At 74.4% G+C, this 12,296-nt stretch carries 11 protein-coding genes; 6 read left to right on the top strand and 5 right to left on the bottom strand.

All coding sequences use genetic code 11. The features are described 5' to 3' along the window. Together E1292_RS46155 and E1292_RS46150 are read right to left on the bottom strand one after the other, a co-directional pair. A partial coding sequence (locus E1292_RS46155) for a TnsB C-terminal domain-containing protein (protein WP_132606137.1) occupies positions 1–992 on the bottom strand: 992 nt, incomplete at its 3' end. Between the two features lie 230 nt (positions 993–1,222). Beyond that, complete coding sequence (locus E1292_RS46150) at positions 1,223–1,777, bottom strand: hypothetical protein (RefSeq protein WP_132606136.1); 555 nt, start codon at positions 1,775–1,777, stop codon at positions 1,223–1,225. A gap of 228 nt (positions 1,778–2,005) precedes the next feature. Between E1292_RS46150 and E1292_RS46145 the strand changes: the two genes are divergently transcribed. The 3 genes from E1292_RS46145 to E1292_RS46135 are packed head-to-tail and all read left to right on the top strand — an operon-like array spanning position 2,006 to position 3,944. Continuing rightward, positions 2,006–2,254: an acyl carrier protein gene (locus E1292_RS46145; protein ID WP_132606135.1), complete on the top strand. Its 249-nt coding sequence runs from the start codon at positions 2,006–2,008 to the stop codon at positions 2,252–2,254. 2 nt (positions 2,255–2,256) lie between these two features. Further along, positions 2,257–3,480, top strand: a complete 1,224-nt coding sequence (locus E1292_RS46140; protein ID WP_181958408.1) for a beta-ketoacyl-[acyl-carrier-protein] synthase family protein — start codon at positions 2,257–2,259, stop codon at positions 3,478–3,480. Positions 3,481–3,494: 14 nt separating this feature from the next. After that, positions 3,495–3,944 carry a hypothetical protein gene (locus E1292_RS46135; RefSeq protein ID WP_132606133.1) on the top strand — a complete coding sequence of 150 codons (450 nt, stop codon included), beginning with the start codon at positions 3,495–3,497 and terminating at the stop codon, positions 3,942–3,944. Between the two features lie 9 nt (positions 3,945–3,953). Here E1292_RS46135 and E1292_RS46130 read toward each other — a convergent pair whose 3' ends face one another. Further along, the gene (locus E1292_RS46130; RefSeq protein ID WP_132606132.1) at positions 3,954–4,154 is read right to left on the bottom strand and encodes a hypothetical protein; all 201 of its coding nucleotides are present in this window, start codon (positions 4,152–4,154) and stop codon (positions 3,954–3,956) included. Between the two features lie 86 nt (positions 4,155–4,240). Between E1292_RS46130 and E1292_RS46125 the strand changes: the two genes are divergently transcribed. Genes E1292_RS46125 through E1292_RS46115 form a run of 3 tightly spaced genes read left to right on the top strand, consistent with a single transcriptional unit; the run spans position 4,241 to position 7,840 of the window. Continuing rightward, a complete protein-coding gene (locus tag E1292_RS46125; protein ID WP_132606131.1) occupies positions 4,241–5,872 on the top strand; it encodes a fatty acid CoA ligase family protein in 1,632 nt (543 codons plus the stop codon). Then, complete coding sequence (locus tag E1292_RS46120) at positions 5,869–6,915, top strand: NAD-dependent epimerase/dehydratase family protein (RefSeq protein WP_132606130.1); 1,047 nt, start codon at positions 5,869–5,871, stop codon at positions 6,913–6,915. The genes E1292_RS46125 and E1292_RS46120 overlap by 4 nt, the downstream gene beginning before the upstream one ends. A 7-nt stretch (positions 6,916–6,922) precedes the next feature. Next, positions 6,923–7,840: an alpha/beta fold hydrolase gene (locus tag E1292_RS46115; protein WP_220447398.1), complete on the top strand. Its 918-nt coding sequence runs from the start codon at positions 6,923–6,925 to the stop codon at positions 7,838–7,840. 19 nt (positions 7,841–7,859) lie between these two features. On the opposite strand, the gene E1292_RS46110 is transcribed toward E1292_RS46115, so the two are convergent. Together E1292_RS46110 and E1292_RS46105 are read right to left on the bottom strand one after the other, a co-directional pair. Next, the gene (locus E1292_RS46110) at positions 7,860–10,046 is read right to left on the bottom strand and encodes an MMPL family transporter (protein ID WP_132606129.1); all 2,187 of its coding nucleotides are present in this window, start codon (positions 10,044–10,046) and stop codon (positions 7,860–7,862) included. Between the two features lie 84 nt (positions 10,047–10,130). Further along, positions 10,131–12,296: SDR family NAD(P)-dependent oxidoreductase (locus E1292_RS46105; RefSeq protein ID WP_132606128.1), on the bottom strand; the 2,166-nt coding region annotated here is incomplete at its 5' end.

The following is a 12,296-nucleotide window of genomic DNA, read 5'->3' as shown; positions in this document are numbered from 1 at the left end:
GATCTCCGGCAGGCCACCGCTGGCCGTGGCGTGGGTGTTGGTGACCAGGCAGCCCCAGCGGGCGTGCTCGCCCGAACACCGAGCCGCCACCAGCCGTTCGAAGAACGCGGCGATGGCCGGTAGGCCGGCGTGATCCCGTGCTGAGCGCAGCCCCGGCGCAGCGCCTCGCTGCGGAACTCGGTGGCGTTGTCCACGTATATCTCGTGCGGTTTGCCGCTCATCGGCCAGGCCACCGCCTGCAGGCCGAGCCGCTCCAGCCACGGCCGCTTGTCGCACACCGTGTGCGCTAGGCACGGCCCGGCCGACAGCGCGGAGGGAGCCTCCAGCGTCACCACCAGGCCGACCACGCACCGGCTGGCCACGTCGATCGCCGCGGTGACGTACGGGCGGCCCATCGGCAGCCGATGCCGCTCATCGACCACTTCCAGGTCGACGGGGGTGTGGTCGATCTGCACCTGCTGCAGCAGGCCCTCGATGCTCGGCGGATCGCCGCCCGCCGACCGCAGGCGGCGCGCCCCGTCGGCGCCCTTTCGTGCCGTGGCGGCCGCCGCCGGATCCAGCGCCTCGATCCGCCGCTCCAGCGTTTTGCGTGCCGGCACCGGCAGCCCGCCGCCCCGGCACCGGCGTACGACCTCCCGGTAGACCGACGCCACCGAGCGGCGCTGCCGGTTCAGATACCGCGCGTCGATGACCTCCCGCAGGATCGCCTCGACCGCCGCCGGCAACCGGCCTTGCCCCCGCCCGCCGCTGGAGCGCCCGGGCAGCAGGTCCGACACGACGCCCTCACCCGCGCGCCACCGGCCCAGCAGCACGTACACCTGACGCTGCGAGATCCCCAGCTCGGAGGCAGCCGCGTCCGCGGCCGCCAATCCCACCCGCGGTTCGGCGGCCAACCGGCCGATCACCTCCGCCTGGCGTACCGCCACGTCCCACTCCTCATCCGGGGCGGTCAGCACGCCCTGTTCGATGATCTGCGCCTGGCCGCCGTCCATGCCGGGACCTCACCGTCGCGCACGCGAGTAGGGGAACATCTGCACCGTAGCGCAGAGAACTAGGGACAGGCCGGTGCTTCAAAGTCCTCTGCACAGACGCCCGAAAGCCCAGGACAGCCGTGCAGACGACTTGGGAAAGTGACAGCGGGGGAGTCCGGCCGCCGGCGACGACCGGCCCGCCGCGGCGCGGGCCGGTGGGCGGGGTCATCGTGCGGCCGGAGCCGGGGTGGTCAGGCGAGGAAGGTGATCTTGCCCTTGCCGTGGACGGTGCTGAGTCCCTTGGTGGCGCAGAGGCTGACGTTGGAGGTCGGGGTGGCGGTGCCGACCACCTTGCTTCCCGCCAGCGCTCCTTTGCTGACCCGTCCGCTGAGGAGCATGTCGCCGGGGTTGTGGCCGGCCACCTTCTCCATCGACGGCCGCAGGGTGGAGACGCCGGCTCGGCGGCCGTCGGCGCCGTACCAGGTGATGGTGCCCTTGCCTCGTATGTCCTGCGCACCGGCACAGGAGGCGCGGCCGGTGCTGCGCACGGTCATGAGGCCGGAGCGCATGCCGGCGGCCGAGGGCGATGAGGAGGTGCAGCCGGTCAGCGCGAGCCTGGCCTGGGCGGTGACGGTGTTCGGCAGGAATCTGACCGGCGGGTCGAACGTGATGGGGCGTTCGGCGGTGGTGGAGACCTGGCAGGTGAGCAGGGTCTGCCGGGCGGTCGCCGCGGCGGGGGCGGTGGTCGTCATCGCCACCGCCGCCGCTGTGGCCGCGCCTGCGCGCATGAGCGGGTGAACGGGCATGTCGTCTCCTTGTGCTGGTGGTGGCCGGTGTGTGGTGCTCGGTGATCTTCCCGAGGTGGGGCCCACGATAGGAGCGCGCGTGCTGCGGGGCGGCGAGCGCAGCACCTGACCGGAAAACTTGATCGACTTCTTAACGGCGCACGCCGCGCCACAAGTGATCAGTTGTCGCGGTATGGGCGACGCTGGGTGGCACGGGCGCCGGCTGCGCCCTGGGGGAGGGAGTTCGCCATGAGTGAGGACGACATCGCGACCGTGGTGCGCGAGCACTGCGTGAGGATCCTGAAGGTCGACCCGGGCCGGGTGACCGGGGACGCGCTGCTGCGTGAAGATCTGGAGGCCGACAGCCTGGACCTGGCCGAGCTGCACGTCGCCTTGGAGGACAGGTGGGGGCCGCTGCCCCGGGAAACCCTCGCGGACGTACGGACCGTGGGCGATGTGATCGCCAAGGCCCGGCTGCTGCTGAGCGGGTCGGTGTGAGGGTGCCCGGGGTTCGTGTCGCGGTGACCGGCCTGGGGGTGCGCACTCCGGCCGGCGCCCACCCCAAGGAGGTGTGGAACGCGCTGCTGGCCGGCCGGTCCACCGCCCGCCCGATCACCTCGTTCGACACCGAGGGGCTGGGCGTCGGCTTCGCCTGCCAGATCGCCGGCCTGGACATGGAAGCGTACCTGCCTCCCAAGCAGGCGTCGCGGCTCGACCGGATGGCTCAGCTGGCTGTGTGCGCCGCCACCGACGCTCTGGCCGACGCGGGCGCTCTGCGAGCGGCGCCGCAGCGGCAGGCGGTGGTGACCGGCACGTGCTTCGGCGGCAGGATGACGGACGAGCTTGTCATGCTCGGAGGGCGGCATCCTGAACGCGGCGATCCGGGTCCGCTGAGCGTGCCGATGGCCATGCACAATTCGGCGGCCGCCGCGATCAGCATGCACCACCGCATCCAGGGTCCCAGCCTGTCCGTGGAGACGGCCTGCGCCTCGGGCTCCCACGCGATCGGCGAGGCGGGCCGCCTGGTGCGCGACGGGTATGCCGATGTGGCGATCGCCGGCGGAGCCGAGGCCTGTATCACTCCGACGGTGCTGCTGGGCTTCCGGCGTTGCCAGGTCCTGTCGCAGCGCGACGACGCGCCCGAGCGTGCCAGCCGGCCCTTCGACCGCGATCGGGACGGCTTCGTCCTGGCCGAAGGCGCCGCGTTCGTCGTCCTGGAGAACCTCGAACACGCCATGCGCCGCGACGCCCACGTCTACGCCGAACTCACCGGCTACGCCTCCACCTCCGACGCTCACCATCTCACCGCGCCGTCGCCGCAGGGCGAGGGGGCCGCCCGCTGCATGCGAGCCGCGCTCGCCGACGCGGGCCTGGCCCCGGAGGAGATCTCGCACGTCAACGCGCACGGCACAGGTACGCCGCTCAACGACGTGGCCGAGGCCCAGGCGATCAACGAGGTGTTCGGCCCGGCGAGGGTTCCGGTCACCTCGGTCAAGGGGGTCACCGGGCACGCCATCGCGGCGGCGGGCGCCATCGAGGCCGTGGCGGCCGTGCTGGCGCTGCAGGAGCAGGCCATCCCGCCCACGGCCAACCTCGAACACGTGGACCCGCGGTGCGAGGTCGATGTCGTCGGCCGGGTGCGGCCCATGCCGCCGAGGCCGGTCATGTCGAACTCGTTCGGTTTCGGCGGCCACAACGCCACCCTGATCTTCTCACCGTGCTGACCCGAGGACCTATCGTGCGTATCTCGCTTCTCACCGGCGTTCCCGCCGCTGTCCCGCTCGCTGTCCTGCTCGCCGGCGGGCCGGCCGGTCCGGTGGCCGCCGGCGTTTCCAGCACCGCGCCCCCGTCGGCCGGTCCGGTCGCCACCGGCGTTCCCGGCGCCGGGCCCCCGCCGGTCGATGCCCCGGTCGATGCCCCGGTGGATGGCCCGCTCGATGGCCAGGGGGAGGTGCCGGGGGAGGTGCAGGGCAAGATCTGCATCAACGTTCCCGTCGACACCGTCGCCCAAGCCCTGGCCAGGCTCGTCGCGGCGAGTCTCGTCGCCAGTCCCGCCGGCGCGGCGCCGGGCGTCGCGGCGTCGGCGCCGCCCCAGACGCCGCCCCAGGCAGCGGCGGCGCCTGCCCTCCGGTTCCTCGGCGGCGGGCTGCCCAAGCACATGCCCCTCCTGGAAGCCGTGCCCTGCTGAGCCCGCCTGTCAGGCGATCCCGCTCACGGGCGAGCCATGGAAGGTGCCGCCGTAGCAGGCCATGCGGGTCGTGCTGGTCGGGCTCGGCAGGACGACGCCGGTGCCGAGCACGCAGTCCATGATCGAGACGCTGAGGGCCGGCCCCGCCATGACGACCATGAGGGCCGTTCCTGCGGCTGTGGAGGCGAGGACGGTGATGAGTCGGCGCATGGCAAGTCCAATCACTGTAAGTAGCATTCTGTTACGGATAGCTACCATACGGTGAGTGATCCAAAACGAGCTGTGAGAGGTGAGGTGTGAGCACCCCGCTCTTCGACGTCGTGGCGATGACCGAACACTGGATGCGCGCCCGGCCCGGCACGGTCGCCTGCCGCGTCGATCGGCGCCGCGGCGCCGAGACGCTGACCTACGGGCGGCTCGACGAGCTCATCACCCAGGCCGCGGCCAGGCTGGCCCGCGCCGGGGTGACGGCCGGGACTCGGGCCGCGGTGATGATCCCGCCCGGCCGGGATCTGGTCGCGGTGGTGCTGGCCCTGCTGCGGCTGCGGGCCGTGCCCGTCCTGATCGACCCGGGGCTCGGGGCGCGCGCCATCGGAGCCTGCCTCGAGGAGGCCGCCGTCCAGGCGTTCATCGCGGTTCCGCGCGCCCATCTGGCGCGGGTCGTGCTGGGCTGGGCACGCGACAGCGTGACCACCACCGTCACGTTCGCCACGTACGCCCTGTGGTTGGCCCGCCTCCGCCGCCTCCGCGCCGGCGCGCCGCCGGTCGCCGCGGCGCGCCCACGGGCGCCGTACGCCGACGACCTGGCGTTGATCGCCTTCACCTCCGGCTCCACCGGCGTGCCGAAAGGAGTGCCCTTCCGTCACCGGCACCTGGCCGGGCAGACCGAGTTGCTGGCGCACCTGGGCGCGCTCGAGCCTGGCGCCACGGTGTACTCGACCTTCCTGCCGTTCGCGGTGGCGGCGCCGGCGATGGGGTGCGCCTCGGTCATCCCGCGGCTCGACCTGCGCCACCCCGGACGCACCGACCCGGCCGCCATGGCCGCCTCCATCGCCGCCCACGGCGTGCGAGGCCTGTTCGCCGCGCCCGCGCTGCTGGACCGGCTCACCCGCCACTGCGCGCGCCGCGGGCAGGTCCTGGACAGCCTCCAGATCGTGCTCACCGCCGGCGCGCCCCTGCCCTTCCCGGTGCTGCGGCGCGCCGAGCGGTGCCTGCCCGCGCACGCCGACGTTCGCTCGGTGTACGGCGCGACCGAATGCCTGCTGGTCGCCATGGCGGACGCGGCCGAACTCGCCGGAACGGCGGCGGACACCGCGCGCGGCGCCGGCACCTGCCTGGGCGCCGCGCTGCCGGGCAACCGGGTCCGCGTCATCGGCATCACCGACGAGGCGATCCCGCGCTGGTCGGACGATCTGACGGTGCCGGCCGGCACGGTGGGGGAGATCACCGTGGCCGGCCCCGCGGTCAGCGACCCGTACGTGGGGCGCCCGCGCGAGACCGCGCTGGCCCGCATCGACGACGACGGCGAGCCGGTGCACCGCATGGGCGACCTCGGCTGGCAGGACGAGCAGGGGCGTCTGTGGTTCGCGGGACGCAAGAGCGAACGCGTGCGCACCGCCGACGGCGAGATGTACACCGACCAGGTCGAGCCGATCGTCAACGCGCTGCCGGGCGTGCACCGCAGCGCGCTGGTGGGGGTGGGACCCCCGGGCGGCCAGCGCCCGGTGCTGTGCGTGGAATGCGAGCCGGGCACCCCCAGGCGCGAGCGCCGCGAGATCGTCGAACGGGTACGGGCCGCCGCGATCGGCGGCATCGGGCACGTGCTGGCCCACCCGGGCTTCCCCATGGACGTCCGGCACGCCAGCAAGATCCGCCGCCCGCTGCTGGCCCGCTGGGCCGCGCGGCGGCTGGACGGTGATGAGCGGTGAAGGTGCTGGTGACCGGCGGCGGCGGATTCCTCGGCCAGGCCGTGTGCCGGCTGCTGGCCGCGCGAGGCGAGCACGTCTCGTCGCTGAGCCGCCGCAGCCACCCGGCGCTGGACGCGCTCGGCGTCGTCCAGCACGCCGCCGACATCCGTGACCCGGACGGCGTACGGGCCGCCGTGGCCGGCTGCGAGGCCGTCGTGCACTGCGCCGCCCTGGCCGGGATGTGGGGACCGGCCCACGCCTACCGGTCGATCAACGTGGCGGGCACGGCGAACCTGATCGAGGCCTGCCTGAGGGCCGGCGTCACCCGGCTGGTGCACACCTCCTCACCCAGCGTCGTGCACGACGGAGGCGACCTGGAGGGCGTGGACGAGTCGGCCCCCTACGCCCGCCGCTTCCTGGCCCACTACCCGGCGAGCAAGGCGATCGCCGAACGGATCGTGCTGGCCGCCGACGGCGACCGGCTGGCCACCGTCGCGCTGCGCCCGCACCTCATCTGGGGGCCTGGGGATCCGCATTTCCTGCCCAGGCTCGTCGCGCAGGCCCGCCGCGGCCGGCTCGTCCTGCCGCGCGCCCCCGGCAAACGCATCGACACGGTCTACGTCGGGAACGCGGCCGAAGCCCACCTGCTGGCCCTGGACGCGCTCGCCCCGGGATCGCCGGCCGCCGGCCGCGCCTACTTCATCACCCAGGACGAGCCCATCACGGTCGCCGCCTGGGTCAACGGATTGCTGGGCGCGGCCGGCCTGCCGCCGGTGACCCGGCACGTCCCGGCCGGCGTGGCCCGGATGGGGGCAGCGGTCGTCGAATACGGCTACCGGTTCGCCCGCCCGCGCTCGCAGCCCCCGGTCACGCGGATCGCCGCCGTCCAGGCCACGACCTCCCACTGGTTCGACATCTCCGCCGCCCGCCGCGATCTCGGCTACGTGCCGCGCATCAGCACGGCCGACGGCCTGGCCAGGCTCGCCGCCCACCTGTCCGCCCACGCCGCGGGCCCGGACGCCGACCGCGCCGGCCGCCCGCCCGTACCGCCGATCCAGCCCTGAGGTCCCGATGCCCCGCCACATCCCGCGCCTGCCCGGCTACCCCTTCGCCTCCCGCTGGTTCGCCCGTGACGGGCTGCGCCAGCACTACCTGGACGAGGGCGACGGGGCGCCCGTGCTCATGCTGCACGGCAACCCTTCGTGGAGCTACCAGTGGCGGCGGCTGATCGGGGCGCTGCGCGGCGAGCACCGCTGCATCGCGCCCGACCACATCGGCATGGGCCTGTCGGACAAGCCCGGCCGGGACCGCTACCCCCACACTCTGGCCTCCCGCGTGGACGACCTCGACGCGCTCACCGCCCACCTCGTCGCCGAACGGGCCGCCCCGGACCGTGGCTGGACGCTCGTGGTGCACGACTGGGGCGGCCCCATCGGCATGGCCTGGGCCGGCCGCCACCCCGGCCGGGTGGCCCGGCTGGTTGTGCTCAACAGCGCGGCCTTCCCCAACCCGCACGGCCCGCAGGTACGGCCGGCGCTGCGGCTGCCGCTGTGGCTGCTGCGTGAGACCCGGCTGGGCGAGCGGCTGTTCCTGCGCCACCACGCCTTCGCCCGCCTGGCCACGCTGCCGCCGTTCGGGGTCCGCAACCGGCTGCCCTCCGACGTGCGGTCCGCCTTCCTGGCCCCCGACGACCGCGGGGGGCACCGGGTGGCCGTCCAGCGGTTCGTACACGACATCCCGCTGGGGCCCGGCGACCGATCCTGGCCGCTGCTGCTGCGGGCGGGCGAGAGCCTGGCCGCCTTCGCCGACCGGCCCGTACTGATCGGCTGGGGGCTGCGCGACCCGGTGTTCGACCCGCTGATGTTGCACGAGTGGCGTCGGCGCCTGCCCCGCGCCCAGATCCACGCCTTCCGCGATGCCGGGCACTACGTGCTCGAAGACGCCCATGACCGGCTCGTCCCGGCCATCCGCGCCTTCCTGCGTCACTGACGTCCCGGCCGGACGCCTTTCACCGGGCGCTGCCCCGCTTTCCCGGCAGCCACCAGTTGCGCTGCCCCAGCAACCGCATCAGGGACGGGACCAGCACCATCCGGATGATCGTCGCGTCGATGACGATCGCCGCCGCCACCGCGAAGCCGCCCTGCTGGAAGTCCAGCCGCCGCGTGAACATCAGGCCGCCGAACGTGACGGCCATGATGGCGGCGGCCAGCGTGATGGGACGCGCCGTATGCCGCAGCCCGTGCAGGACGGCGGCGGTGTTGTCGCCGTCGCGACGGTAGTGCTCGGCGATGCGGTGCACGAGGAAGACCTCGTAGTCCAGGGACAGGCCGAAGACGATGGTGAAGACGACCAGCGGCAGCAGCACGTTGATGTCGGCGCCCTGCCCGCCCAGGTCCTGGAAGACGACGGTGAGCAGCCCGAAGGTGGCACAGACGCACAGCAGGTTCATGGCGAGCGCCTTCACCGGGATCAGCAGGCTGCGGAAGACGATCAGCAGCAGCGCGGACGACGCCAGCAGCACGACCGCCAGCACCCGCCACAATCCGCCCAGCGCGCCGTCCGCCAGGTCGGTGAGCCGTGCCGTCGGCCCCGTGGCCAGCACCTGCTGACCGGCGGGCAGCAGGCGCCCGGCGAGGGAGTGCACGTCCCGCTGCAGGGCGGCGCCGGCGTCGCTGTCCGGGGCGGGCCTGCCGGCGACCAGCATCACCGTCAGATCCCTGCCGTTGTCCAGCACGGTGGCCACCGACACCCGCGGGTCGGCCCGCAGAGCCTGGCCGAACGCGAAGGTGTCCACCGGGGCGGCGCCGTCCGGGTGCGGCAGCGCCAGAGCGGTCAGCCCGGCCACCCCGTCCCGCTCCAGCTCGGCCAGGCCCGCGCCGACGTCGGTGCCGGCCAGCGCGCCCCGGTCATAGTGCAGCCCGAGCCGCAGATGCAGCACCGGCGCGGCGGCCAGCAGCAGCACGGTGACGGCCGCCACCGCGTACCGGCCTGGCCGCCTCATCAGATGCTCGGCGCCGCGCAGCCACGCGGGCCGCCCCGTGCCGCGCCCGGCCCGCCACCTCGGCACCCTGCCCCACTCCAGCCGGCGATCCACCAGGGCCAGCAGCGCGGGCCCCAGCGTCAGCGCGGCCGCCAGGGTGACGAGCGCGGCCAGCGTCCCCGCCAGCGCCAGGGAACGCGCCCACGGCACGCCGACGACCAGCAGCGCGCAGGAGGTGACGACGACGACGGCCCCGCACCAGGCCACCGTGCTGCCCGCGGTGGCGGCGGCGCGTCCTGCCGCCGCCACGGGCGCCAGGCCCGCGCGGCGGGCCTGGCGGTAACGCAGCAGGATCAGCAGCGTGTAGTCCAGCCCCAGCCCCAGCGACATGGTGACCGTATAGGTCAGCATGGTCGAATCGACGGGCACGAGCGTGCCCGCCACCGCGAGCGCGCCCGCGCCGGTCATGATCGCCGAGCCGCCCACCACCAGGGGCACCACCGCGGCGCCCACCGTCCCCAGCCCGAACACCAGCAACAGCGCCGCCACCGGGATGGTCACGGCCTCCATCGACCGCAGGTCGGCCATGTCGGTGTGCGCCATCTGCGCGAAGGCGCGGCTGACGCCGAGGATCGTCACGCTGACCGCGCCCGCCGACGCGTCGCCGGCGGCCTGCCGCGCGCTCGCGAGCTGGGCGGGCAGATTCCGCTGACGGGTGAGTTCGTCCCCGTGCACGCCGGCCAGCACGTACGCGTGGCCGGGATGCCCGCCGTCGATCTCCGGGAGCGGAAGCAGCGCGCCGATGTCCTGGCGGGCGGCCAGCGCGTCCACCGTGGCGGCCATCGCCTGCTGGAAGCGCGGCTCGCCCGCGTCCAGGCTCGCCGAGGCGAAGGCCAGCAGCATCTGCTCCTCGCCCAGCTCCGGGAGCCCGCGTGCGATCATGGCCGCGGCCGCCGCGGACCGGGAACCCGGCACTTCCAGCGAGGGCGGAGCCAGCCGCTGCATGAGGCCGGGCAGCAGCATCACCGAACCGCCGGCCAGGAGCAGCCACACCGCGAGGACGAGCCGTCCGCGGCGGGCCGCCGCCCGGCCCAGCCGGCCGAGCGCGGCCGAGCCGGCGCCGGGATCCTCCAGCTGAGGGCCGGGAGCGGCGGGGGAGACGGCGGCGGCCGCGCCGCCGTGGCGGGAACGGCGGCGACGGACACCGACCGGCATGAGCGCTCCTCTTCCTCTCCCGCCGCCCGGAGTCCTCCGGGCGGCGGTCCTTCTCCCGCGCCCCCATGGGGCCTCGCCGGGCTTCTACCGGCCGGGCGCCGTGTCCCGGGCCGCCTGCGGCCGCAGCCGGTCCAGGACGAGACCGGCGAGGTCGGCGACCGTGCCGCCGCTGCGCAGGATCTCCATCGGCGGGATGTCGATGCCGTACCGGTGGCGAAGCGAGGCCAGCACCTGCGCGCCCATCAAGGAGTCCATCCCGTAGTCCTCCAGCTTGCGGTCGTGGGCGATCTGCTCGGCCGGCATCTGCAGGATCGACGCCAGGAGCCGCGGGATGTGCTCGGTGAGGTACGCCAGCACCTCGCCGGCGTCCATCGCCTCAAGTTCCCTGGCGATCTGCTCGGGGCTGACGTCCTCCTGCCGCGTCGACGCCGGCATGACCGGCGACATCCGCGGCCGGTCCAGGGCGGGCAGGACCTGGCGCAGCCGGCTCCAGTCGCAGCGGCCCACCCCGGCCACGTCCGCTCCGCCGGCGAGCATGTCCTCGATCGCGGCGAACGCCTCCCGCGGGCTGATCGCCTCGACGCCGAACGCGGCCAGCCTGTCGCCCGCGCCGCGTGCCACGACGCCGGTCTGCGCCAGCGCGCCCAGGCAGACCGCCAGAGCGGGCAGGCCGCGGGCTCTCCTGCGGCGCGCCAGCGCCTCCAGGAACTGGTTGCCGGCCACGTACGACGTCTGTCCGACATGCCCGAGCGTGGTGGTGACCGAGGAGTACAGCAGGAACAGGTCCAGGTCCTCCTTCGCGGTCACGTCGTCCAGGACCAGCGCCCCGGCGATCTTGGGCCGGAGCACGGCCGCGATCCGGTCATCGGTGAGATCGCCGATCGGGGCGTCGTCGAGGTGCATGGCCGCATGGACGACGCCGCGCAGCGGCCGGCCCTCGGCCCGCGCCTCCTGGACGACGCGGCTCATCGCCGCCCGATCGCTCACATCGGCCGCGTACACGTGCGTGGCCGCCCCGAGTTCGCCCAGGTCGCGCAGGAGATCGGCCGCTTCGGGGCTGTCGACGCCGCGTCGGCCGACCAGGGCCAGGTGGCGGGCGCCTCGTGCGGCGAGCCAGCGGGCCGTCGCCGCGCCGAAGCCGCCCAGCCCGCCGCTGACCAGGTAGGTGCCGTGGGGGTCGAACCGGGGCGGGCGCGGCCCCGCCTCGACGAGCACGGACTCGTCACCGGCGCCGAACGAGACGACGATCTTGCCGATGTGCCGCGAGTGGCGCATCGCCGCGAAGGCGTCCGCGACACGGCCGGCCGGATAGACGGTGTGCGGCAGCGGCGTGACCCGCCCGGCGGTCACCTCGCCGGCCAGCTCGGACATCACGCGGGCGGACCGGTCCGGTTCCTGGGTGATGAGCGTGCCCACGTCCAGGCCGATGAAAGCGGTGTTGTTGCCGAAGGGACGCATCGGCAGCCGATGGTCGGCGAAGATGTCGCGCTTGCCGATCTCGATGAACCGCCCGCCGTGCGCGAGGATCTCCACGCTGCGGATCAGCGCCTCGCCGACCAGCGAGTTGAGCACCACGTCCACGCCGTGCCCGCCGGTCAGCTCCATGATCTGCTCGGCGAAGTCCAGGCTCCGGGAATCGTACACGTGCTCGACGCCGCGGGCGCGCAGGAAGTCCCGCCGCGCGCGGGTGCCGGCGGTGGCGATCACGCGGGCGCCCAGGCGGCGGCCGTACTGGATCGCCGCCAGCCCCACCCCGCCGGCGCCGCTGTGGACCAGCACCGTCTCACCGGCCCGCAGCCCGCCGACATGGCCCAGCGCGGCATGGGCGGTCAGGTGGGCCATGGGCATCGTGGCGGCCTCGGTGAAGCTCATGCGCTCCGGCACCGGCATGATCGCCCAGGCCGGGACGACGGCGTGGGTGCCCAGGCCCACGGCCTGCGCCGTCATCACGCGGTCACCGGGGCGCACGCCCGTCACGTCCGGGCCGACGGAGGCGACCACACCGGCGCCCTCCAGCCCCAGCGGGAAGCCGCCGTAGAAGCCCTCCAGCGCCTCGCCGGGCAGCAGGTTGACGGCGTGGACCAGGTCACGGAAGTTCAGGCCCGCGGCCCGCAGCTCGATCAGCACCTGGCCGGGACCGGGCGACGGCGACGACAGCGGCTGCCAGGCCAGACGGTACGCGGGCCCGGGATCGCGCACCGCCAGCCGGTGGCCACCGCCTCCAGCGGGCCGGGGCCTGTCTCTTATACA

It is taken from the genome of Nonomuraea deserti (genome assembly GCF_004348685.1).
In the GTDB taxonomy this organism is placed as follows: domain Bacteria; phylum Actinomycetota; class Actinomycetes; order Streptosporangiales; family Streptosporangiaceae; genus Nonomuraea; species Nonomuraea deserti.
This window is presented reverse-complemented; position numbering and strand designations above follow the sequence as displayed.